Below are 22,852 nucleotides of genomic sequence, written 5' to 3'. Positions count from 1 at the left end.
TCGCTTACATGTTGAATCTGGAGCGCCTGCGGACGCTGGATGCCCTGGCCCGCCATGGCTCCGTGAGCGGGGCGGCCGACGGCCTCCACGTCACCACGTCGGCCGTCTCCCAGCAGATGGCCAAGCTGGAGCGCGAAGTGGGGCAGCAGCTCCTGGCCAGGAACGGCCGGGGCATCCGGCTCACCGACGCGGGCCGGCTGCTCGCCGACCACGCGGCGAAGATTCTCTCCCAGGTGCAGATCGCGCAGTCCGACATCGAGGCGCAGCGCGGTCAGGCCGTGGGCGAGGTCCGCCTCGCAGCCTTCCCCACGGCCGCGCGCGGGCTGTTCCCCGCCGCTCTCGCCACGCTCCGCGCGGACCATCCCGAACTACGGGCGCGTACGACGGAGCTGGAACCCGAGAGGGGAATCCGTGCCGTGCTGCGCGGGGACACCGACCTCGCCGTGGTCCTCGAATGGAGCAACAAGCGGCTGCCGGTCCCCGGCGGCCTGGCGAAGGCCGAACTCCTGGACGACGCACCGGACATCGCCATGCCCGCCGGGCATCCGCTCGCGGACCGGGCAGAGGTCGACATCGAGGACTTCGCGGACGACGACTGGGTCTCCTGGCCGGAAGGCGAATTCTGTTACGACTGGCTGATGTTCACGCTGAGGTCCAAGGGGATCGAGCCCCGCATCGCGCACCTCGCGGGCGAACATCACACCCAACTCGCCCTGATCGCAGCCGGATTCGGCGTCTGCGTGGCACCCCGGCTGGGGCGCGGCCCCGTCCCGGACGGGGTGCGGCTGGTGCCCGTACGGCAGCCGATGCGGCGCCATGTCCACGCGGTGTGGCGCACGGACGCGGACCGGAGGCCGTCGATCAGGGCCGCCGTGGCCGCGCTGCGTGCCGCCGGGCGGGCCCTGCACGAGCCGATGCCTCCCGAGTCCGCCGGCTGACTCCCCTGCCGAAGAAGGGAATCGGGTCAATTGCCCTGGGCCAGCTTCCGGAAGTCCCAGGACGTGACCGCTTCGGGGGTGAGCCGCAGCCAGCCGTGCCGCGCGTCGTGCGGCAGGGCGTCGAGCCCGAAGTACTTCGACGCGAACGTCCGCTCCGGTACGTCCAGTTCGGGGCATGCCTCGCCCGTGCGCGGGATCTCGCCGACGAAGGAGACCTCGCCGGACAGCTCCACCCCTCGCAGCTCCCCGTACTCGACCCCGTCATCCACCACCACGGCGACCCTCGGGTCCTTCCGCAGCTGGGACCAGCGCAGGCTGCGGGTCAGGGAGTAGAGCCAGAGGGAGGTACCGTCCCAGACGAACCAGAGTGCGCCGACATGCGGCCGGCCGTCGGGGGAGACCGTGGCCACCCGGCAGGTGCGCTGCTCGGTGAGGTAGGCGTCCCGCTCCGCGTCGGTCATCATGATCCGACGGCCACGGCGCTGGGCAACGGTCACGGGACGCCTCTCCTGCTGTTCGGCCGGTCCCCGGAATCATGGAGCCTGTCGCGCGATCACGCAACGGTCCCGGACCGGCCGTGACGGCTCACGCCAGAGTGATGGCGTCGCCCTCCACCCGGATCTGCTTCTCCGGCAGCGGCAGGGTCGCCGGACCGCCCGTGGCCTCACCGGTCGCCGCGTCGAACGTACTGTTGTGGCAAGGGCAGTTGATGACACCGTCGGCGATTCCCTTCACGGCGCAGCCCTGGTGGGTGCACTTCGACGAGAACGCCTTGAAGCTGCCGGCGGTGGGCTGGGTCACCACGACGCCCTGGTCGGCGAAGACCACCCCGCCGCCCTCGGGGATGTCGGCCGTCTTCGCGAGGACCGCGCCCCCGGCGTTCGCGCCGTCCCCCTCCTCGGTCGGCTGGACCGTGTCCGAACCCTCCGCGTCGTCCTGCGATCCGCCGCACGCGGTGAGAGCGGCGGCCACGCCCACCGCACCGACCGCCGCGACGACGGTGCGGCGCCGGAAGTGGACCTGGCTCTCCTGCGATGCGCTCATGCGTGCAATCCCTTCATCGGAGTACGACACCTCGGGTGAGGATACGGAGCCGAGGCGCCGAACGTTCAGCCGCAGGCCCGGTTCACCGCCCGCGGCCACCGGCCAGCATGCGGAGGTCGACGGCTTCGGCCATCGCGCGGGTGCCCGCGTCGTTGGGGTGCAGACCATCACCGCTGTCGAACGCGGGGTCGAGCGTCAGCGGGTCGTCGTCCGACGCCGTGGCCGCGGCGAAGTCGACCACACCGTCGAACGCGCCGGAGTTCCGTATCCAGTCGTTGACCGCGGTCCAGGTCGCCTGGCGCTCCGGAGTCCAGATGAACGACCCCTGGAAGGGCAGCAGCGTTCCCCCGTACACCGGAACGCCCTTCGCGTGGACCTTCTCGATGAACGCCCGGTACCCGGCGATGATGTCCTCGGCCGGCGCGCTGAACCCGATGTCGTTGATGCCCTCCTGGAGGATCACGGCCCGGACACCGCTCTGGCCGAGCGCGTCCCGCTCCACCCGGGAGACACCGGACGGGCCGTAGTACGGCTCCCCGTCCCTGTCCGCGATGAGGCGGTTGCCGCCCAGGCCCGCGTTGACGACGGCGAGCGACGGGCCGTGACCGTCCTGGAGCCTGCGCGCGAGATGGTCCGGGTAGCGCTGGTTGGCATTGCCGGTGGTGCTCGCGGTGTCGGTGATGGAGTCGCCGAAGGTCACCACGGTGCCGGTCGTACGCGCGCCGGCGCGCACATCGATGCCGCTCACCAGCATCCAGCAGGGGGTGTCCGTGTATCCGGCGCCCGAGGTGCCGAGGGTCGCGTCCCCGTCCGCGAGGTAGTTGCCCTGCGCGGTGAACGGGTGGTTGGTGACCGGGCCCGTCGCCTCGTCCACATGCACGCTGACCAGCAGGCTGGACAGGGCGCGCAGGCGCATCGGCAGGGGGTCGCTGAAGAGGTCCCCGCCGGCCGGGATCGTGGTCTGCGCGCGACCGCCGAAGGTCAGCGTCCGCAGGGTGCCGGGCACTGCGGCGGCCCCGGACTCCTGGAGGGCGACGGTGACATGACCTACGCTCACCGGCCGCGTACCGAAGGTGTTCGCGAGCCGGACCCGGACGTTGTCGCCGCCCGCGCTGACGAAGAGCACGTTGCGGACCGTCTTGTCCCGCAGGCCCGCTCCCGCGGGGCAGCTGCTCCAGGGGATCTCACTGCCGGCCACCTGGCTCGCACCCCAGGCGGTGACCCACTTCCCGCCCGGACCGTGAGCGGAGGCGGGCTGCGGGACCGCCACGAGCGCGAGGAGCAGGGCGCTCAGGGAGGCGAGGGCCGTGCGTGCGGCGGCGGAGGCAAGGCGTAATCGCATCGGTGTGCTCCTTCGGGTGCGGGGGTGAGCGGGTGCGGGCGGTACGGCAGTACGGCGGTACGGCGACGAAGCGGCGGCCCCGGGAGTCTGGCAACGTTGTCACGGTGCGAGAGGGGTGCGTGGGTCTGCCGTGATGAATGAGACCGGACCCGGCCCGGGCGCACAAGGTGTTGTTCGAGTCAGGTGGAAAACGGCGCGCATCCGGCACCGGGCCGCGAGCCGTGGCGTAGGTGCACCCGCGCGAGCACGGCACACCCGCGCGGATGCACCGGCAAGATCGGCGGGCGCGCGCCGAGCTCACCGGGGCACTCGGCCAGAGCTCGGCACCGAGCGCACCGGCGCACTCGGCCAGAGCTTGCCACCGGCTCACCGCCGTACTCAGCCAGTGCTCACCCGTCGCTCCGGCCGGCTCCGTCCGGGCTGCCGGCCGGGCCTCCTGCGGCACCCGCCCCGCCTGCCGGTCCTCCTGCCGCGCCTGCCGGGCCCGCCGGAGCCATGGCCGAGCGGAGCATGGACGCCCCCACATGCGTAAGGGTGTGCAGGACCGTCGGCCCGTTCCGGATGCTGGTGATGAGTCCCGCGTCGCGCAGCGCGGTGGCGTGCCGGCTGGCGGAGGAGGCGGAGACACCGGCGGCGCGGGCGATCTCGCCGGTCGTGGCACCCGAGGACGCGGCGTACAGGGCGACCGCGCGGGCACGTCCGAGCAGGGCGGTCAGAGGTCTCCCCGGGGCCTCGAAGCCGCTCGCCGCGCCGTGCGCGGCCTGTCGTGCGTCCGGCTCGTGGAGCAGTGAATACCAGAGCACGGGCGGCAGTTCGGGATCCGCGAAGGCGACCGGCTCCCCCCAGTTGAAGTACGACGGGATCAGCGTGATCCCGCGGCCGTTCAGATACAGGTCCCTGTCCCTGGCCTGCGTCGGGTAGGCGGCCTCCAGGACGGGAGGGCGCCAGCGCATCATGGGCCCGAGCCCCGCCAGCATGCCCTCCACGCCGCCGTCCAGGATGCCCCGGCAGCGCACCGCCCGCTCGGCCTCGATCCGCGCCTGCACCTGTTCCTTGTGCGGGACGACGACTGCCTCGTGGTACGCGCGCAGCATCCCGACGAGTTCCCTGCGCGCCTCCGGACGGGCGAGCTCCCCGGCCCAGGACGGGGCTCCGACGGTCCTGTCGAGGATGGCGATCTCCTCCAGGACGCGCTGGGGCGGTGTGGCCAGAATCGACTCCATGCCCGCCTCGAAACCGTCCATCGCATGGACCGGAGTCAGAAAATCTGGAAAATACGCGGCTCTTGGATACAGCGGCAGGAGAACACCTCGCAGGAGCCGCTCCATTCCCTTCTCCCGCAGCTGCTGCCGCGCTGTTCGGTACCACCCGGCGTACGCCCACCGTCCTTTCCTCGACTGAAACCTGTGCAGGCTCGATGCGATCTCCCACAGTGGATCAGGAGCGGCGGCGAGTCTTGTTCTGCCCAGGTCGGCATCACTGAAATGAATGCGGAGCATCGCGTTCTCCCCCGTTGAGCTCAGCTTTTGCTCTCAGTCGCAACAGCATGGCCCAGCCGGGCGGGTCTCGGCAATCGTGGAACAGGTGGTCGAGCCCGCGCCGCGCGGAGCCGACGCGCCCGCGGAGCACGCGAGCCCGGCCCGATCGAGAGCGCCGGTCCGTGCCCGCCCTGGTCCCGAAGAAAGCCACGAGGTCCGACAGTGCCTTCCGTCACCATTCAGAAGCGGTCCACCTGGGCCCAGTACATCTCCCTGATTCCGGAGCCCGACAACCAGGAGATCGTCGACCGGTTCAGCAGGCCGCCGGAGCCGTCCAACCGGGCGTGGGAACCCTGGACGGGTGGTGTGTTCATTCACTACATGGGGAAAGGCGGTTCGTTCTCCTCCGGTTCGGAGACGTCTGCCGAAAAGAGATAGCCTCGATGTTCCCGGATCATTATCAGGAGGCCGGTGACATCCTCTACAACTTCCTCGTCTGCCCGCACGGGATCGTCTACGAGGGCCGGGGATACGAACGGGGCGAGGCCAACGGCGGCGCCTATCTCCAGGTGGGCAGCCTCGAACTCGGCCGCAACACCGCCTTCTACTCGATCCAGGGGATGCTGGGCACCCAGGACGCACCGACGAGCGCGATGGTGACCTCGATGAGGAAGCTCATCTTCCATCTGCGCTACGAACTCGCGGCGCACCGGGAGGCCGGTGACCTGATCCGGCCGCACAGCGCGGGCGACTGGCCCACCGACTGCCCCGGCCGGTTCCTGATGCCGTACGCCAAGAACGGATCGGACATCGACCCCGACCCGCCGCAGTCGGGCGGGGGCGGAACGGTTCCCGACCCCGCGCCGCCCCAGCTGAAGATCATCTCCCGGGAGAACTGGGGCGCACGTCCGCCGCGCGAAGTGGCGAAGGTGCCCAACTCCGAGCGCACGGGCTTCGTGGTGCACTACTCCGCCGGGCCGCCCGGTCAGACCGTACGGGCGATCCAGAACTACCACATGGATTCGAACGGCTGGTGGGACATCGGCTACAACTTCCTGGTGGACCAGGGCGGCCGGATCTACGAGGGGCGTGGCTGGTCCAACGAGGGCGCGCACACCAGCGGTTACAACAGGACACACATCGCGGTGTGCTTCATCGGCCGCGACGGCGACGCCACCGCGGCCGCGAAGAGGGCGATCCGCAGCCTGTACGCGAAGACGAACCACATCGTCGGCCGCACCCTCTCGACGACGTACCACAGCGCCCTCGGCTCCACCCAGTGCCCGGGCAACGACCTGCGGTCATGGGTGCAGCAGGGCATGCCGACGGATGGACTCCAGGACGTCGAGGGCGGCGACGGTTCCTCGTCCGGCGGGGGTTCGGTGCGGTCCGTCGCCTCGCAGCAGCAGGCGGTGAACGGACTCGGCTACAGTCCGGCGCTGGTCATCGACAGCATCTTCGGGCCGAACACCCAGGCCGGGGTCAAGTGGCTCCAGGGCAGGGTCGGTACGGACGCGGACGGCATCTGGGGGCCGAACACGGAGGCCGCGTACCGGGCGTACATCGGCACGGGGAGCAGCTCCGACGGCCTGACCTCGATCCGGTCGGTCGCTTCCCAGCAGCGCGCGGTGAACGGTCTCGGCCGCAGCCCTGCGCTGATCGTCGACGGCATCTTCGGACCCGACACCGAGGCCGGGGTCAAGTGGCTCCAGGGCAAGGTCGGCGTCGGAGCGGACGGGCTGTGGGGCCCGGCGACGGAGTCCGCGTACAACGACTACACCGGAGGGAAGGCCGGAGCCTCCGACGGCGGGCTCACGACGATCCGGCCGGTGGCCTACCAGCAGAACGCCGTGAACGGCCTGGGCCGCAGTCCGGCGCTGGACGTGGACGGCATCTTCGGACCCGACACCGAGGCCGGGGTCAAGTGGCTCCAGGCCAAGGTCGGTGTGGCGGCCGACGGCATGTGGGGGCCGGACACCGATGCCGCGTACGGCCGTTACCACGACAGCGCCCGGCTGGAGGTGGACGGCACCTTCGGCCCGAGGACCGTCTCCGCGACCCAGCGGGCCATCGGAGCCCCCGCCGACGGAGTGTGGGGCCCGGAGCCCAAGCGCGCCCTCCAGCAGCACCTCAACACCTGGGCGGGCGCCGGACTGATCGTGGACGGAGACGTCGGCACCACCACCGTGAAGGCCATGCAGCGGCACCTCAACAGCATGACCGGCGCGGGGCTCGTCGTCGACGGCGACTGGGGAACGGGCACGACCAAGGCCCTGCAGACCGCTCTCAACCAGGAGAGGTTCTGATGCGTGAGGACGCCACGAAGAAGACCACCCGCCCTTCGGCGGGCGGCATGGACCGCCGCGGCGTGCTCGCCGGGGGAGCCTTGGCCGCCGCGGGGGTGATGAGCCTCGGCGCCACCTCCGCCTCCGCGACTCCCGCCCCGGGGGCACCGTCCGGACGGTCCGGCCCCGTCGGGCCGTCCGGCTTCACGGCGGTGGCGGCGACAAGGCGCTCGCGGCCCAGGGCATCTCCGTGGTGGCCGTACGGGAGACGGGCGGCGGCTGGAGGACCGTCGAATCGGCGTACAACCGCCGGATCACCGGCGACACCCCGGTACGGTTCTCCGGGCCCGTCGCCATGCCGGCGGGGACGCGCGGCGTGCTGGCCTGCGGCGGGCACGGTGTCACTCCCTGGGGCACCTATCCGGCCGCCGAGGAGAACGTCAACGCCGTCTTCGGCACCGACGAGCGCGGCTGGAACCGGAGCGGGACACAGGTCCGCTACGGCCTGTCCGCCACGGGCTTCGGCCACCCCTGGCACCGCGACGATCCCCGCTTCGACCTGGCCTCCCGCGAGGCGTGCCCCGACGCCTTCGGCTGGGTCGTGGAAGTGGACCCGCACGACCCGTCGTCCGTCCCGGTGAAGCGCACCGCACTCGGACGCTTCATGCACGGCGGTGCCACGGTCACCGAGGACGCCGGGCGGGTGGTGGTGTACAGCGGCGACGCCGAGGACGGGGAGTACCTCTACAAGTACGTCAGCGCGGGCAGTTGGCGCGCTCTGCGGGCGGCGGGCAAGAGCCCCTTGGACCACGGCACCCTCCACGTGGCCAGGATCTCCCAGGACGGGACGGGGGAGTGGCTGCCGCTGCGCCATGGAGAGGGGCCGCTCACCAGGGCCGCGGGCTGGCGGGACCAGGCCGATGTCCTCGTACGGGTCCGGCTCGCCGCCGACGCGCTCGGCGCGAGCCCGCTCGGGCGTCCCGAGCGGATCGCCGTGAGCCCGGCGGGCGCCGTCTATCTGGCGCTCGCCAACAGCACGGGCGGCCTGTCCTGCGCGGACGCGGAGGAGACCGGCGCACGGGCACCGGAGGGGTGCGGCCGGGGGGCCGATCCGTACGGACGGATCATCAGATGGCGCGAGAGCCACCAGGAAGGGAAGGAGGGAGTTCGCGCCTTCCGCTGGGAGGAGTTCCTCGCCGCGGGCGATCCGGGGGCGACGCCCGACGGCGCGTTCGCCGCGCCCAAGGGCCTGTGGTTCGGCGCGGACGGAACCCTCTGGATCTCCACCGGAGTCTCCGGCAGCGCGCTGAACGGGCCCTCGGCAGTCCACCGGGCGGCAGGGAACAACGCCCTCCTGGCCGCCGACACCGCCACCGGGACGGTACGCCGCTTCCTCACCGCCCCGCGCGAGGTGACCGGTGTCACCGCCACACCTGACGGACGCACGCTGTTCGTCAGCATCCAGCACCCGGGCGAGCGCACCGCCCGCTGGGGTGCCCCGGCGGTGGACGCGCCCGGAGTCGTGAGCACCTGGCCGGACGGCCGGAGGAACGGGCGCCCCAGGTCCGCCACGGTCGCCGTACGGCGCTCGGGCCGCGACACCCGGTCCTGAGCCGGACCGGCGGGGGCGTACCGGCCGGGGCGCACCGGGCGGAGGCCCACCCGCTGAGGGCGCACCGGCTGACGGGCGTCGACCGCCGAGGCTGGTTCGCGAACGACCGCGTGTCCTGATGCCCTCCGCCCGGGCCCCGGGGCAGCATCGGCCGGATGAACCCCCCTGCGGACCCGGAGCGGACCCCGGACGGCCGGTACGTGGTCGTCGACCACCGCCGGTGGCGTGCGACGGACCCGGAGATCCCCGAGGACGTCGCCTCCCGCCTCCGGCACCACCTCATGGCGGGGCGTCGCGCGGTGGCCGCCGCGCGACGCGCCGCCGACACGGAGGCCGAGGGCCGGGCGCGGAAACGGGTGCACACGGCGAAGGTGGCCCTCGGCGAGAGGGGCACGCCTTGGTGGGAGCAGTCCTCACAGGTGCGCCGCCGGCGCTGGGAGAGCGGGGTCCGCCAACTCGACCTCATGGATCAGGAGGAGGGGACCGCGTCGTGAGGGTGAAGTGGACGTTGCTGAGGCGGGAGTGCCCGGGCGCGTCTGCCGTCCGTACGACCGTGTTCGCCCTCTTGCCCTGCGGATGTGGCCCGCTCTACCTTACTCCTCGGTAAGTTTACTCCCAGGTAAGGAGTTTGTCGTGGCTGTTGCCTACCGGACGGTCATGGTCGGTACGGACGGCTCGGAGTCCTCGTACTCGGCGGTCGAGGGGGCGGCCCGCCTCGCTGCCGCCTGCGGGGCCGAACTTGTCATCGCCTGCGCGTACATGCCGATGAGCGGACCTGAACTCGCGCGTGCACAGGACCAGTTAGGTGCCGAGGCCTATCAGGTCGTGGGTTCGGCACCGGCGGAGGAAACCCTCAGGACAGCCACGGAGCGCGCCCGCGCCCAGGGGGCGGCGACCATACGGTCGACCGCGGTGGAGGACGAGCCGGTGCCCGCGCTCGTGGCCGTCGCCCGGGAGTGTTCGGCCGATCTCGTGGTGGTCGGGAACAGGGGGCTGCGTTCGCTCGCCGGCCGCATTCTCGGCTCCGTGCCCGCGGACATCGCCAGAAGAGCGGGCCTGGACGTGCTGATCGTCCACACCACGTGAGTGAGGCAGGGGCGGCCGGCGGGGCGATGGACCCGCCCGGGGCCGAGGAGCTGCGGCGGGCCGTCGAGGCCGTGCTGCTCGGGGGCGATCGCCTCTGGACGAGGCGGGACATCGGCGAGCGGTCCGGAGTGAGCCCCGAGCGCACCGCGCAGATCTGGCGTGCGCTCGGGTTTCCGCTGGTGGACGACGAGGCGAGGGTGTTCACCGACGCCGATGTCAACGCCCTGCGCGCGGGGGAGCGGCTCGTCGCGGCCGGCCTCATCACCGAGGAGAACGAGACGGCGATGGCGCGGGCGCTGGGGCATCATCTGTCCCGGCTCGCGGAGTGGCAGGTGCACACCCTCTGGACCTGGCTGAGCCGCGACTCCGGTGCCGCAGGCGGCGAGGCGCTCGTGGAACAGGCCGCGGCCCTGCTGCCGGAGATGGAGCTGCTGCAACGGCATGTGTGGCACCGGCATCTCGCCGCGAACGCCGGACGCGTCCTCGCGGAGACGGAGGAGGGCGCGCGGGCGGTGCGGGGGCGGGGAGAGAGCCAGGGGGAGGGCCAGCACGGATTCGCCGCGGAACGGGTTCCGGCCGCGCCGCACGAGGCCGCGGACGTCCGCGAACGCGCGGTGGGATTCACCGACATGGTCGGCTACACCCGGATGACCCGAGGGCTGGACACCGCCGAACTGGTCCGGGTCATCGACCGGTTCGAGAGCCTGACGGGTGATGTGGTCGCCGAGGGAGGCGGCAGGGTGGTGAAGACCATCGGTGACGAGGTCCTCTTCGTCTGCGAGTCCGCCCCCGACGCGGCCGACATCGCCCTGGAACTCACCGCACGGGCGGAGGCGGAACGCGGGTTGCCGCAGGTGCGGACCGGGGTGGCACACGGGACGATGCTCAGCCGGTTCGGTGACGTCTACGGGGCCACGGTCAACATCGCGGCCAGGCTCACCGCGGTGGCCCGCCCCGGCACCGTACTCGTCAACACAGCACTCGCGGGCGAGCTGTCCGGCTCGGCGGCGTACGAACTCAGAGTGCTGCGGCCCGTGTCGGTGCGGGGGTACAGCAGGCTGAGACCGGTGCTGCTGCGGTCGCGCGGCGGCTGAGGCGCGGTCTCGTGGAGACGGACCTGACCCGTGCCCGGGCCTGGCCACCCGGCCCGGGCCCGGTCGCCCGGGCCGACGCGTTCAAGGCGCTCGCTCATGGAACCGCGGGCGTCCAGCGCCGGTTCTGCTCCATTCGCCGGAAGCCGTCCCTCCGCCGAGGAGCCCTTCATATGATCGCTTTCGCTCCCGCGGAGCGCGGGAGATCTTCAGGAGGAGGGGGCCAGATGTCGAACATGTCGAGACGTTCGCTGCTGGGATATTCGGGGACGGCGGCAGCGGGGGCCGTATTCGCTTCGGCCGGAACCGCCGCGGCCGAGGACACGAACGCGAGCCAGACGCCTGCGGTGTTCTCACCGGGTACGAAGTTCGAGACCAACGCGAGCATGGCCGAATCGGACCTCATGATGGAGATGACGTTCAGCGTCCGGGTGGACTGGCCCAACGGCTATCCGTCGGCGCAGGACATCACCCCTCTGGAGATCGCCAACGCGCTGTCGGCGATAGCGGAGTCGAAGGGGTGGCCCCCGCTCACGTTCTACGGTGCCCAGCCCCCAGCTCCGCTGACCTGATCTGACCAATCGGTGTGGAGGCCGGGGTACGCCCGTTTCCTGGACGGGCGTACCCCGGCCGCTCCCGGGCTGCGCAGGGCGGACCGCTCCGTCACAGCGGGCGTCGTGCCCAGAACAGCGCGTGTCCGCTGTCCTCTTCGGGGACGAGTTCCTCCTGTTCGACTGTGAGGCCCGCACCGGTGATCCAGGCCCGGTTCGTGTCGGCATCCGCGTGGCTCCACCACATCGTGACCCCGCTGTCGAGCCAGTTCTCGTCCGTGCCCGTCCACGCGTGCTGCCCCGTGCTGCAGAGGAACCAGCCGCCGGGCCGGAGCCACGACGCGATCTTCTTCAGCAACGGCGGCTGTTCCTCCAGCGGAATGTGAATCAGGGCGTACAGCGACACCACTGCATCGAAGGTCCCGACGGGAAAGTCCACCGAGGTCGCATCCGCCCTGATGAATTCGGCCCGCGGTACCAGCGTCCGAGCCCGGTCGATCTGCGTCTCGCTGATGTCGACGCCGGTGACCCGGTGACCTGCTCCCGCAAGGTCGCGCACGACGGGTACTCCGCTGCCGCAGCCCAGATCCAGCACCCTGCTGCCCGCTGCGAGACGTCCGTTCAGGTCGGCGACCCAGCGGTGGTACTTCGTGTCGGAGTCGTACGCCTCGTCGTATCGCAGGGACAAGGCGTCATAGCCGCGCCGAACCAGGTCCTTGGGATCTTCGACAGTCACAGCGGCGGACGCTATCGCCCTCGCTCCGCGCCCGGCGAGTTCTTTTCCCGGTGTGCTCGCAGACCGGCCCCGGTCCGCCGGGCCCCCGACGTGCAGGCCGATTGCCGTCAGGAATATGGCTGTTGACACGGGAGTCGATCACCTACCGTTCCGCCATGACGACTTCGGAGCCACGCCCCGACCTTCGGCCTCCGGGCCTGAACACGGACGAGAAGACCACTCTGCTGACCTTTCTGAACTACCTCCGTGAGGCCGTCCTCGCGAAGGCGGCCGGCGTCCCGGAGCCCGCGGTCCGTACGGCCGGAGTCCCCTCCGGGACCAGTCTGCTCCAGCTGATCAAGCACCTGACGGCTGTCGAGCTCAACTGGTTCGTCTGGGCCTACGCCGGCGCCGAACGCGAGAGCTGGGACGACGGAGGCGAGGTCTCCGCAGACGAGAACGCGTCGGACCTGGCGGACGCCTATCGCGAGGCGATCGCCCGCGCCGACGAGGTAGTTCTGGCCTGCACCGACCTGGACCGCCCCGGAGCCCGCTCGCTCCGCGAGACCCCGCCCCCGTCGATGCGCTGGGTGCTGGTCCACATGATCGAGGAGACCGCCCGGCACGCCGGGCACGCGGACATCCTGCGCGAACAGATCGACGGCTCGGTCGGACGGTGACGAGGGTGTCGCTCGCCCCGGAGCGATCTCAGCGGCGGGTGGCTCAGTGGGCGTTGTGCGCCTCGTCCGCATGCGGGCGCCGCGATCCGCCGCGCCGGCCGTAGCGGGGGCGTGTCGTCCGGTCACCTTCGGCCACCGGCTTCAGCGCGAGGTTCTCGTGGTGTGCACAACGGTTGGTGTGTGATCCGGAGGGGAAGACACGTCCCGGTCCCGGTGGCGCACACGGCCGGCACGGGGCCGGCCGGCGGCCCCCCGGCCGGGCACGGCGGTCGGGGACGTCGTCGCGCACGGCTCCCCCGCCACCTGCGCAGACGTGGTGCTCCTCCGTCGAGGTCACCTCGCACCGGGCGTTCCACCGGGCGTCGTCGTGGCGCAGCCAGCCAGGGGTGATTAAGGGCGGCTAGGGGTGTGGGGCGCGGTTCGAATCTCTCTACGGTTTGCCCGTCGCCAGTTTTCGGGGCTATGAGACGGGGTCTGGAAATGGACAGCCATGCGCACGTGGGCGGCAGCCGGCCGGCGGGCACTGCCACGGATACCGAAGGTGCGGACGAGATACCAGCAGTGGGCGGAGCCGCGGACGCGGCCGGTGGCCCCGGTGGTGAGTTCGTCCATGAACTGCTCGACAAAGCCGTAGCCGCCACCCCCGGCGCACCGGCTGTCCGGGACGCGGACGAGAGGTGGAGCTACGCCGAACTGAACGAGGCGAGCCACGCCGTGGCCGTCTGGCTGGAGCGGCGCGGTCTCGGTGCGGGGGACCGCTTCGTGGTCCAGCTGCCCACGGGCCGTGAACTCGCGGCGATGTTCTACGGCGCCTCCCGCCGGGGAGTCATCTTCGTGCCGCTCAACCCCGCGATGAAGCCCTTCCACCTGCGGTCCGTGGTGGCGAACTGCCGTCCCGCGCTGTTCGTCACGGACCAGGACGGCGAGGCCCGCGCGGGCGAGCTCACCCTCCCCGCAGAGGGCGACGCCCCCGCCGGTCCGGTGACCCGTACGACGTTCGAGGAGATCTGGCCGGAGATCGCCGCGCTGCGCGAGAGCGGTGTCCGCGCCGCCCCGGTCCCGCTGCGGCCCGAGGACCCGGCAGCCCTCATCTACACCTCGGGCAGCACCGCGGCACCGAAGGCGGTCATCTGTCCGCACGCGCAGGTCACCTTCGCCACCCGGGCACTGGTGAGCTCCCTCGGCTACCGCGCGGACGACGTGGTGTTCTGCCGCTTCCCGATGTCCTGGGACTACGGGCTGTACAAGGTGCTGATGAGCTGCGCCGTCGGCAGCGAGATCGTGCTCGCGGACCGCGCGGAGGACCTGCTCCTGCTGCGACGGATGCACGAGGTCGGCGCGACCGTGGTCCCCACCGTGCCCTCGCTCGCCAGCATGATCGTCAAGCTCGGCCGGCGGGCCGCCGCAGGCCAGTTGCCCCGGGTCCGGATGTTCACCAACACCGGAGCGGCGCTCCCGCCCTCGGTGATCTCCGAGCTGCGGGACCTCTTTCCCGGCACACGGGTGGTCCGCCAGTACGGCCAGACCGAGGCCAAACGGATCACCGTGATGCCCCCCGAGGAGGACCAGGAGCGCCCCGACGCGGTCGGACTGCCCCTGCCCGGCACCCGGGTCCTGATCCTGGACGAACACGGCCGTCCGGTGCCGGCCGGCGAGACCGGCGAGATCGTGGCCGAGGGCGGTCACGTGATGCCCGGCTACTGGGGCGCACCCGAACTGAGCGCACGGACCTTCCGGCGCGACGCGGAGTCCGGGCAACTGCGGCTGCACACCGGCGACTACGGCAGCCTCGACGCGGACGGCTACCTCTACTTCCGCGGCCGGCGCGACGACATGTTCAAGCGCAAGGGCTTCCGCATGAGCACGCTGGAGATCGAAGCCGCCGCCATGGACATCCCCGGTGTCCGGGCCGCCGCGGCGGTCCCGCCCGGCGAGCAGCACGATCTCGCGCTCTTCGTGGAGACCGAACTCGACCCCAGGGTCATCATCAAGGAACTCACGGTCCGTCTGGAGCCGGCCAAGATACCGGCGATCTGCCGCGCGCTGACCGAGTTCCCGCTGACCCAGCACGGCAAGAACGCCCGACAGGAACTGGCCAGGCTGCTCGACGGGAGAGACAAGTGAACGCCCCCACCGGTCCGGATCCGGAGGATCTGGCCAAACGTTACGGCACACCCCTGTACGTCTACGACCTGGAGAAGGTACGGGCCGCCCGTCACGATCTCTTCCAGTCCCTGCCGGAGGGCTTCGAGGTCTATTACGCCTTCAAGGCCAACCCGCACGTCGACCTCGTACGTACCCTGCGTGAGGGCGACGGCCCCTCCTGCCGCGCCGAGATCAGCTCCACCGGCGAACTCGCGGCGGCTCTCGAAGCGGGCTACGCGGGTAGAGACGTCCTCTACACCGGCCCCGGAAAGACCTACGAGGAACTGCGTACCGCCCTGGAGAGCGGCGTACGCCTCTTCTCCGCCGAGTCGCTCGGCGACCTGCGGCACATCGGCGGGGCCGCCTGTGAACTCGGAGTGACCGCCGACTGCCTGCTGCGCATCAACAGCGCCACCGGGTCGGCCGGCACGGGCATCCGGATGACCGGCAAGCCCACCCAGTTCGGCATCGACAGCGAGACCGTCCCGGAACTCGCCGAGCAGCTGCGGAACGTGCCCGGCACCGACATCGTCGGCCTGCACCTGTTCTCCCAGAGCAACGCCGCCGACGAGGAGGCGCTGCTCGGCGAGTTCCGGCACACCATCACCGCCGCGGCCCGTATCCAGGAGGAACTCGGCGTCCCCCTGCGGCTGCTGGACATCGGCGGCGGCTTCTCCGTCCCGTATGCCACCGCCGGTGAACGCGCCCGCTACCCGGGCCTGGCCGCCGGTCTCGCCGAGGCCCTGGACGAGGCGTTCCCCGCCTGGCGCGAGGGCACTCCCAAGGTCGCCGTCGAGTCCGGCCGCTACCTGGTCGGTGACAGCGGCACACTGGTCGCGGGCGTCAGCAACGTGAAGGTCAGCCGCGGCCAGAAGTTCGTCATCCTGGACACCGGGATCAACAGCTTCGGCGGGATGTCGGGGCTCGGAAGGCTGCTGCCGGTCACGGTCCAGGTCGCCGTCGGCGCCGAGACCGAACGCGCCACCCTGGCGGGACCCCTGTGCACCCCTGGCGATCTTCTCGGCCGACAGGTCGAGGTGCCGCTGCTCACCGAGGGCGACATCGTCACCGTACCGAACGCCGGTGCCTACGGGCCGACAGCGAGCCTGCTGATGTTCCTGGGACGCCCGGCGCCCACCGAAGTCGTCCTCGACCGGGACGGAGTGGTCTCCGTCTCGCGCATCGAGCATGTCCGCCGCAGCCGCGAAGAGGAGCCGGCGGATGTCTGACGGGACGGCGGTGGCCCCCGCCGAGCGTGCGCTGCCCGCGCAGAACGCCAAGGGCACCGTGGTGGTCACCACGGTCGCCTCCGACTCCCACACCTGGAACCTGGTCTACCTTCAGCTGCTCATCGAGGAGCTCGGCTACCGGGTGATCAACCTGGGCCCGTGCGTGCCCGACGACCTGCTGGTGCGGGAGTGCCTGGAGACCGCCCCCGACCTGCTGGTCGTCAGCTCGGTCAACGGCCACGGCCACCAGGAGGGGATGCGGATGATCCGACGGCTGCGCGAGCAGCCCGATCTCGCCGCGACCCCCGCCGTGATCGGCGGCAAGCTCGGCATCACCGACGAGGCCGACCTGCTCTCCGAACAGCTCACCGAGGCCGGTTTCGACGCCGTGTTCCCCGACGACGCCGACCCGGTGATCGCCTTCCGGTCCTTCATCGAGGTCCTGGAGAGTTCCGCCCGGACCGCGGGGAACCGGGCCCTGCCCGGGCCCCGGATCACCGCGTGAAGCCAGCCCGGCGGCCGACGGGGGAGCCCGGTCAGCAGTCCGTCGGCTTCGGTGCCTTCGTGCGGGCGCACGGGGCGCGCGGACGGCTCGTGGTGCAGCCCCGCATGGGGTTCGGCGACCCGGCCCGCATGCGGGCCGGGCTGCTCGCCACCCGCCGCGCCGACGCCCACACCGTGGGCACCATCACCCTGGACAGCCACACCCGCGTCGGTCATCTCCACGCTGTCGAGGAGGCGCTGCGCGCCGGGTTCGACCTCAACGGCTACCCGGTGGTCAGCCACCCCGTCGAGACGACCGAACGGGTCCTTGACGGCATACGCGGCCCCGACTTCCCCGTACAGGTCCGGCACGGTTCCGCCGTCCCCCGGGACATCTTCGCCGCCCTCGCCGGCCTCGGCCTGACCGCCACGGAGGGCGGCCCCGTCTCGTACTGCCTTCCCTACGGGCGCACCCCGCTCGCCGAGGCGGTCCGGGAGTGGTCCGTGTGCAGCGAACTCTTCGCCGAACTCAGCGGCAGCGGCGCCGAACCGCACATCGAGACCTTCGGTGGATGCATGCTGGGACAGCTCTGCCCGCCCAGCCAGCTGGTCGCCCTCAGCCTCCTGGAAGCGATGTTCTTCGTCCAGCACGGAGTGCGCAGCGTCTCCCTCAGCTACGCCCAGCAGACCCATCTCGGCCAGGACCAGGAAGCCGTCGCCGCACTGCGCCGTCTGTGCCGGGAGCATCTGCGCACCGACGACTGGCACGTGGTGGTGTACGCGTACATGGGGGTCTACCCGCAGACCGACGGCGGCGCGCTGCGGTTGCTCGGCCAGGCCGCCGAACTCGCCGTCACCACGGGCTGCGAACGGCTCATCGTGAAGACCGTCGCGGAAGCCCGGCGCATCCCCACGATCGTCGAGAACGTCCAGGCCCTGGAGTACGCCGCGGGCGTGGCCGCACGCACGCCCCGGCCCGTCACCGCCGGCGCTCCGGCGGAGACCGACTCCCAGACGTATCAGGAGGCCCGGGCCCTGGTGGAAGCGGTCCTGTCCCTCCATACGGACATCGGCACCGCCCTGATGCGCGCGTTCCAGCACGGCTACCTCGACATCCCCTACTGCGTGCACCCCGACAACTGCGGTCGCACACGCAGCTATGTGGACGGCGAAGGCCGACTGCGCTGGGCGGCCATCGGCTCTCTGCCGCTGGGACATCTCGTGACCGGCCTGAGTACGGGACGTGTCACCGCGCCGGGGCTTCTCAGCGACCTTTCCTACGTACGCAGCACCTTTGACGAACCTCCGATTCAGCCGGTTCTGCTCGACGGCGCCTGACTGTTCCGGAGGGCGGCGATCCGAATGCCCGGCAGGACTCCGCGACGGAAATTGCGGCCGTGTGCGCGACGGCGGTCGCGATATCCGTGGAGCAATCACGCCGGGCGATGGGCCGACGCACCGGAAGAGGCCCTTTACCGGGCGCCACCACCGGCAACCGGGGTCACTAGGGGTGTCAGCCGGGAGCCCGCACCCCTACGTTGGCGATATCCGGTCGGAATATCCGCACCGGCCCGTCGCTCGCGGCAGTGACAGCACCAGCTTTGAGCACAGAAGCAAGAACAGATCCAGAACTGCCATGACGAAGAACGAATCCGAGACACGATTTCCGTAATGGCCGGCACACCGTAACAAGGCCGGGTGTAGGCATATTCGCGCGCCGTGAATCGCGCGAACCAGTGATGACCGTGGAGTGCGCTGATGACCGAGCCCGGTTCCCTTTCCTCTTCTGCCGACAAGGTGAATGTGTCGCATGCCGAAGCGGGTGACCCCTCCGAACTGGTCCGCCGACTGGAGGCGCTTCCGGTCGCCGAGCAGACGCGGCAGCTGACCGACCTGATCTGCCGCGAAGCCGTGGCGGTGCTCCGTCGCGTGCGCCCGGACGAGAAGCGGGTGGCCGTCGACGCGCGCCGCCCCTTCCGCGAGCAGGGCCTGGACTCCCTCGGGCTGGTCGCGCTCCACACCGGGGTCAACACCGCGACCGGGCTCGCGCTGCCGCCCACGGTCGGCTTCGACCACCCCACGCCCGCGCTCCTCGCCGAGCACCTGCGCACCGAGGCCCTCGGACTGCCCGCCACCGCCGCGGCCGTCGACGGCCCGGCCGCCCGGCGCGTGGACGACGACGACCCCATCGTCGTCATCGGTGCCGCCTGCCGGTTCCCCGGCGGGGTCACCAGCCCCGAAGCGCTGTGGCAGCTGCTCCAGGAGGGCGGAGAGGTACTCGGCGAGTTCCCCCGCGACCGCGGCTGGGACGTCGACGGCATGTACGACCCCGACCCGCAGGCGCAGGGCAAGAGCTACGTCAAGCACGGCGGTTTCGTCGCCGACGCCACCGACTTCGACGCGGACTTCTTCGGGATCAGCCCCCGCGAGGCGCTGGCCATGGACCCGCAGCAGCGACTGATGATGGAGACCACCTGGGAGGTGCTGGAGCGCTCCGGCATCGACCCGCACGGCCTGCGCGGTACGCGCACCGGCGTCTTCGTCGGAGCCGAGGTCCACGAGTACGGTGTCCGCGTGCACGAGGCCCCCGACGGTCTCGACGGCTATCTGATGACCGGGAACGCCCCGAGCCTGGCGTCCGGGCGCGTCGCCTACACCTTCGGCTTCGAGGGCCCGGCGATCACCATCGACACCGCCTGCTCCGGCTCCGTCGTCTCCCTGCACCTGGCCGCACAGGCACTGCGCCGCGACGAGTGCTCCCTCGCCATCGTCGGCGGCGTCACCGTGATGGGCAGCCCCGGCATGTTCACCGCGTTCAGCCGCCAGCGCGGCCTCGCCCCCGACGGGCGCGTCAAGGCGTTCGCCTCCGCCGCCGACGGCACCGGCTTCTCCGAGGGCATCGGCCTGCTGGCCGTCGAGCGGCTCTCCGACGCCCGCCGGCACGGCCACCAGGTGCTCGCCGTCGTCCGCGCGACCGCGGTCAACCAGGACGGCGCCAGCAACGGCCTCACCGCGCCGAACGGCCTGTCGCAGCAGCGGCTGATCCGTGACGCCCTGGCCACAGCCGGACTGACCGCCGCCGACGTCGACGCCGTCGACGCCCACGGCACCGGCACCACGCTCGGAGACCCGATCGAGGCCCAGGCGATCATCGCCACGTACGGGCAGGGGCGCCCCGAGGGCAGCCCGCTGTGGCTCGGCTCGGTCAAGTCCAACCTCGGCCACACCCAGGCCGCGGGCGGTGTGGCGAGCATGATCAAGATGATCCTCGCCATGCGGCACGGGGTGCTCCCCAAGACCCTCCACGTCGACGAGCCGTCCCCGCACATCCGCTGGGAAGCCGGCGACGTCCGGCTCCTCACCGAGCCCGTCGAGTGGCGCACCGGTGACCGCCCCCGCCGCGCCGGTGTCTCCGCGTTCGGCATCAGCGGCACCAACGCCCACGTCATCCTCGAGGAAGGCGACGCGGAGGCCGTCGCAGCCGTCGATCCCGGCTCCGCGGAGGACACCGACGCCGGCACCGACACGACGGAGACCGCCACCGGGCTCCTGCCGCTGACCCTCTCCGCCCACAGCGCGCCCGCGCTGCGCGCCCAGGCCGACCTGCTGCGCACCCACCTCGACGCGCACCCCGGCACTCCGCTGCCGCACCTCGGCCACGCGCTGGCGACCACGCGCGCCGCACTCAGCCTCCGGGCCGTCCTCACCGTCAGCGACCGCGCCGGGCTCGACAGCGCGCTGCGCGCCCTCGCCGAGGACACCGACCACCCCGACGTGGTGCGCGGTGAACCCGCCACCGGCCGGCTCGCGTTCCTCTTCACCGGACAGGGCAGCCAGCGCGCCGCCATGGGCCGTGAACTGTACGAGCGGTACCCGGTGTTCGCCGAAGCCCTGGACGAGGCCATCGGCTACCTCGACCTCCAGCTGGAGCACTCACTCTGGGACGTCCTCCTCGCCGACGAGGGCACCGAGGACGCCGCACTGCTCGACCAGACCCAGTACGCCCAGACCGGTCTCTTCGCCCTGGAGACCGCACTGTTCCGGCTGCTCGAGTCGTGGGGCGTACGGCCCGACTACCTGGCGGGCCACTCCCTGGGCGAGCTGTCCGCGGCCCACGCCGCCGGAGTGCTCTCCCTGGAGGACGCGGCGACCCTGGTCGCCGCCCGCGCCCGCCTGATGCAGGAACTGCCCGCCGGCGGTGCCATGGTCGCGGTCCAGGCCACCGAGGCCGCGGTCGCCGCAGCCCTCGCGGACGGCGACGGTACCGTCGCCCTCGCCGCCGTCAACGGCCCGGGCTCCGTCGTCGTCTCCGGCGCCGAGCAGGCCACCCTCGCCCTGGCCGAACGACTTGCCGCGGGCGGCGCCAAGACCAAGCGGCTTCGCGTCTCCCACGCCTTCCACTCGCCCCTCATGGAGCCGATGCTGGAAGAGTTCCGGGGAATCGCCCGGCTGCTGGAGTACCGCGCACCCCTGATACCCGTCGTCTCCAACGTCACGGGTGAGATCGCCACCAGCGCCGAACTCTGCGACCCCGAGTACTGGGTGGGCCACGTCCGCCGCGCCGTCCGCTTCGCCGACGGGATCGACACCCTCGCCGCCGCCGGAGTCACCACCTTCCTGGAGCTGGGCCCCGACGCCGTACTCACCGCCATGGCGCAGGGAGCACTGGCCGACGCCGGAGACACCAGGTCCGCCGACGACGCGCCCGCCTTCCACTGCGTGCTGCGCCGAGGCCACGACGAGCAGCGGGAACTGCTGACCGCCCTCGGCGCCGTCCACGTCCGGGGCTTCGACGTGGAGTGGGGCACCGCCTGCGCGCCGGACGGCGCCCCCCGCGTCGAACTGCCCACGTACGCCTTCCAGCGCCGCCGCTACTGGCTCACCCGGGGGATCACCGACTCCGGCGACCCCACGGGCCTCGGCCAGGTGGCCGCCCGGCACCCGCTGCTCGGCGCCGTGATCAGCCGCGCGGGCGAGGACGGCATCATCCTCACCGGCCGCGTCTCGCTGCGCTCCCACCCCTGGCTCGCCGACCACGCCATCGCGGGCACCGTCCTGCTGCCCGGCACGGCCTTCGTGGAACTGGCCGTCCGCGCCGGGGACCAGGTCGGCTGCGACGCCATCGAGGAACTGACCCTCGCGGCCCCGCTCACCGTCCCCGCGGACGGCACCGGCATCGCTCTGCAGATCCAGGTCGCCGCCCCCGACGGCAGCGGACGCCGCGCCATCACGTTCTTCTCCCGGCCCGAGGACGCCACCGACGACGAGCCGTGGTCCCAGCACGCCGACGGACTGCTCGCCCCACTCGGTGCCCCCGCCGCCGACCGCGCCGGCTTCGGCCTCGCCGAATGGCCCCCGCACGGCGCCGAGCCCGTCGACATCACCGGTCTCTACGAGGACATGGCCACGAAGGGCTACGGATACGGCCCGGCCTTCCAGGGGCTCCGTGCCGCCTGGCGGCACGACGGCGAGGTCTACGCCGAGGTCGCCCTCCCCGAGGGCGTCCAGGGCGACGCCGGAGCCTTCGCGCTCCACCCCGCGCTGCTCGACGCGGCGCTGCACGCCACCGACTTCACCCAGGACGGAGCCGCCGACGACATCACCCGTCTGCCCTTCGCCTGGCACGGAGTGACGCTGTACGCCACCGGTGCGTCCGCCGTCCGGGTCCGGATCGCGGCCACCGGCCCCGACTCCGTCCTGCTGCGTCTCGCCGACACCACGGGCGCACCCGTGGCCCTCGTCGACGGCTATCTCGTACGTGCGGTCGACACCGGGCGCCTCGCTGCCACGCGCACGGACACCCTCAAGCGCGTCAACTGGGTCGGGACGAGCGCTGGTTCATCCGCCGACGCGGTGAACTGGGCGATCGCGGGTACGGACCCCCTGGGTCTGGCCGGCACCCTCGGCGTACCCCTCCACCCCACACTCACCGAGCTGGGCGCAGCGGCCGACGCCGACGGGGCCGCGCCCGACGTCATCCTCGTCACCCACCGTACGGAGGCCACGGGCACCGGCACCGACCCACTGGCGACCGCCCGTACGGCCCTCGCCCAGCTTCTCGGCACCGTCAAGAGCTTCCTCACCGATGAGCGGTTCGCCGGTTCGCGGCTGGTGCTGCTCACCGAGGGTGCCGTCGCCACTTCGGATGTCGATGCCCCGCCCGCTCTCGAGAC

At 71.8% G+C, this 22,852-nt stretch carries 18 protein-coding genes and 1 pseudogene; 13 read left to right on the top strand and 6 right to left on the bottom strand.

Annotated elements, in window-relative coordinates; genetic code table 11:
• Positions 1 to 8 precede the first annotated feature (8 nt).
• Positions 9 to 938 carry a LysR family transcriptional regulator gene (locus tag ACWCQM_RS38885; protein ID WP_450919800.1) on the top strand — a complete coding sequence of 310 codons (930 nt, stop codon included), beginning with the start codon at positions 9 to 11 and terminating at the stop codon, positions 936 to 938.
• 26 nt (positions 939 to 964) lie between these two features.
• Here ACWCQM_RS38885 and ACWCQM_RS38880 read toward each other — a convergent pair whose 3' ends face one another.
• From ACWCQM_RS38880 to ACWCQM_RS38860, 5 genes are all read right to left on the bottom strand, one after another.
• Complete coding sequence (locus tag ACWCQM_RS38880; protein ID WP_450919799.1) at positions 965 to 1,435, bottom strand: pyridoxamine 5'-phosphate oxidase family protein; 471 nt, start codon at positions 1,433 to 1,435, stop codon at positions 965 to 967.
• An 88-nt stretch (positions 1,436 to 1,523) separates the two neighbouring features.
• On the bottom strand, positions 1,524 to 1,982 hold the full coding sequence (locus tag ACWCQM_RS38875) for a Rieske (2Fe-2S) protein (RefSeq protein WP_450919798.1): 459 nt from the start codon (positions 1,980 to 1,982) through the stop codon (positions 1,524 to 1,526).
• A gap of 82 nt (positions 1,983 to 2,064) precedes the next feature.
• Positions 2,065 to 3,324, bottom strand: a complete 1,260-nt coding sequence (locus ACWCQM_RS38870; RefSeq protein WP_450919797.1) for an SGNH/GDSL hydrolase family protein — start codon at positions 3,322 to 3,324, stop codon at positions 2,065 to 2,067.
• Between the two features lie 389 nt (positions 3,325 to 3,713).
• Positions 3,714 to 4,823 (bottom strand): ArsR family transcriptional regulator, encoded by a 1,110-nt coding sequence (locus ACWCQM_RS38865; protein WP_450919796.1) that lies wholly within the window; start codon positions 4,821 to 4,823, stop codon positions 3,714 to 3,716.
• Positions 4,824 to 5,041: 218 nt separating this feature from the next.
• On the bottom strand, positions 5,042 to 5,176 hold the full coding sequence (locus ACWCQM_RS38860; RefSeq protein ID WP_450919795.1) for a hypothetical protein: 135 nt from the start codon (positions 5,174 to 5,176) through the stop codon (positions 5,042 to 5,044).
• A 69-nt stretch (positions 5,177 to 5,245) separates the two neighbouring features.
• Between ACWCQM_RS38860 and ACWCQM_RS38855 the strand changes: the two genes are divergently transcribed.
• The 6 genes and pseudogenes from ACWCQM_RS38855 (at position 5,246) to ACWCQM_RS38830 (ending at position 11,448) form a co-directional block, all read left to right on the top strand.
• A complete protein-coding gene (locus tag ACWCQM_RS38855; protein WP_450919794.1) occupies positions 5,246 to 7,108 on the top strand; it encodes a peptidoglycan recognition protein family protein in 1,863 nt (620 codons plus the stop codon).
• Positions 7,109 to 7,316: 208 nt separating this feature from the next.
• Positions 7,317 to 8,699: pseudogene (locus ACWCQM_RS38850) on the top strand (PhoX family protein); the annotation flags it as partial.
• A 155-nt stretch (positions 8,700 to 8,854) separates the two neighbouring features.
• Positions 8,855 to 9,193, top strand: a complete 339-nt coding sequence (locus ACWCQM_RS38845) for a hypothetical protein (RefSeq protein WP_450919793.1) — start codon at positions 8,855 to 8,857, stop codon at positions 9,191 to 9,193.
• A gap of 163 nt (positions 9,194 to 9,356) precedes the next feature.
• Entirely contained in the window at positions 9,357 to 9,785 is a 429-nt protein-coding gene (locus ACWCQM_RS38840) for a universal stress protein (protein WP_450919823.1), read from the top strand.
• A 26-nt stretch (positions 9,786 to 9,811) separates the two neighbouring features.
• Positions 9,812 to 10,879 carry an adenylate/guanylate cyclase domain-containing protein gene (locus ACWCQM_RS38835; RefSeq protein WP_450919822.1) on the top strand — a complete coding sequence of 356 codons (1,068 nt, stop codon included), beginning with the start codon at positions 9,812 to 9,814 and terminating at the stop codon, positions 10,877 to 10,879.
• Between the two features lie 224 nt (positions 10,880 to 11,103).
• Positions 11,104 to 11,448, top strand: a complete 345-nt coding sequence (locus ACWCQM_RS38830) for a hypothetical protein (protein WP_450919792.1) — start codon at positions 11,104 to 11,106, stop codon at positions 11,446 to 11,448.
• 91 nt (positions 11,449 to 11,539) lie between these two features.
• Here the strand turns inward: ACWCQM_RS38830 and ACWCQM_RS38825 are convergent, their stop codons facing one another.
• Positions 11,540 to 12,163 (bottom strand): class I SAM-dependent methyltransferase, encoded by a 624-nt coding sequence (locus ACWCQM_RS38825; RefSeq protein WP_450919791.1) that lies wholly within the window; start codon positions 12,161 to 12,163, stop codon positions 11,540 to 11,542.
• Positions 12,164 to 12,318: 155 nt separating this feature from the next.
• On the opposite strand from ACWCQM_RS38825, the gene ACWCQM_RS38820 reads away from it, so the two are divergent.
• The 6 genes from ACWCQM_RS38820 to ACWCQM_RS38795 all read left to right on the top strand — a co-directional run.
• Positions 12,319 to 12,822, top strand: a complete 504-nt coding sequence (locus ACWCQM_RS38820; RefSeq protein ID WP_450919790.1) for a DinB family protein — start codon at positions 12,319 to 12,321, stop codon at positions 12,820 to 12,822.
• 480 nt (positions 12,823 to 13,302) lie between these two features.
• Positions 13,303 to 14,946: an AMP-binding protein gene (locus tag ACWCQM_RS38815; protein ID WP_450919789.1), complete on the top strand. Its 1,644-nt coding sequence runs from the start codon at positions 13,303 to 13,305 to the stop codon at positions 14,944 to 14,946.
• The gene (locus ACWCQM_RS38810; RefSeq protein WP_450919788.1) at positions 14,943 to 16,196 is read left to right on the top strand and encodes a type III PLP-dependent enzyme; all 1,254 of its coding nucleotides are present in this window, start codon (positions 14,943 to 14,945) and stop codon (positions 16,194 to 16,196) included. Before ACWCQM_RS38815 ends, ACWCQM_RS38810 begins: the two co-directional genes overlap by 4 nt.
• Entirely contained in the window at positions 16,189 to 16,701 is a 513-nt protein-coding gene (locus tag ACWCQM_RS38805) for a cobalamin B12-binding domain-containing protein (protein WP_450919787.1), read from the top strand. The genes ACWCQM_RS38810 and ACWCQM_RS38805 overlap by 8 nt, the downstream gene beginning before the upstream one ends.
• Positions 16,698 to 18,017 carry a methylaspartate mutase gene (locus tag ACWCQM_RS38800; protein WP_450919786.1) on the top strand — a complete coding sequence of 440 codons (1,320 nt, stop codon included), beginning with the start codon at positions 16,698 to 16,700 and terminating at the stop codon, positions 18,015 to 18,017. The genes ACWCQM_RS38805 and ACWCQM_RS38800 overlap by 4 nt, the downstream gene beginning before the upstream one ends.
• A 420-nt stretch (positions 18,018 to 18,437) precedes the next feature.
• Positions 18,438 to 22,852 (top strand): type I polyketide synthase (locus ACWCQM_RS38795; protein ID WP_450919785.1); only part of this gene is annotated, 4,415 nt, incomplete at its 3' end.

Source organism: Streptomyces sp. NPDC002125, assembly GCF_053593715.1.
The sequence above is the reverse complement of the archived record's forward strand: the minus strand, read 5'-3'. Positions and strand labels throughout refer to the sequence as shown.

Bases quoted from the DNA above. Each gene is read 5' to 3' on its own strand.
- ACWCQM_RS38865 (WP_450919796.1), bottom strand. From the start codon at position 4,823: ATGCTCCGCATTCATTTCAGTGATGCCGACCTGGGCAGAACAAGACTC.
- ACWCQM_RS38870 (WP_450919797.1), bottom strand. From the start codon at position 3,324: ATGCGATTACGCCTTGCCTCCGCCGCCGCACGCACGGCCCTCGCCTCC.
- ACWCQM_RS38855 (WP_450919794.1), top strand. From the start codon at position 5,246: ATGTTCCCGGATCATTATCAGGAGGCCGGTGACATCCTCTACAACTTC.
- ACWCQM_RS38860 (WP_450919795.1), bottom strand. From the start codon at position 5,176: ATGAACACACCACCCGTCCAGGGTTCCCACGCCCGGTTGGACGGCTCC.
- ACWCQM_RS38845 (WP_450919793.1), top strand. From the start codon at position 8,855: ATGAACCCCCCTGCGGACCCGGAGCGGACCCCGGACGGCCGGTACGTG.
- ACWCQM_RS38875 (WP_450919798.1), bottom strand. From the start codon at position 1,982: ATGAGCGCATCGCAGGAGAGCCAGGTCCACTTCCGGCGCCGCACCGTC.
- ACWCQM_RS38830 (WP_450919792.1), top strand. From the start codon at position 11,104: ATGTCGAACATGTCGAGACGTTCGCTGCTGGGATATTCGGGGACGGCG.
- ACWCQM_RS38815 (WP_450919789.1), top strand. From the start codon at position 13,303: ATGGACAGCCATGCGCACGTGGGCGGCAGCCGGCCGGCGGGCACTGCC.
- ACWCQM_RS38840 (WP_450919823.1), top strand. From the start codon at position 9,357: ATGGTCGGTACGGACGGCTCGGAGTCCTCGTACTCGGCGGTCGAGGGG.
- ACWCQM_RS38885 (WP_450919800.1), top strand. From the start codon at position 9: ATGTTGAATCTGGAGCGCCTGCGGACGCTGGATGCCCTGGCCCGCCAT.
- ACWCQM_RS38820 (WP_450919790.1), top strand. From the start codon at position 12,319: ATGACGACTTCGGAGCCACGCCCCGACCTTCGGCCTCCGGGCCTGAAC.
- ACWCQM_RS38805 (WP_450919787.1), top strand. From the start codon at position 16,189: ATGTCTGACGGGACGGCGGTGGCCCCCGCCGAGCGTGCGCTGCCCGCG.
- ACWCQM_RS38835 (WP_450919822.1), top strand. From the start codon at position 9,812: ATGGACCCGCCCGGGGCCGAGGAGCTGCGGCGGGCCGTCGAGGCCGTG.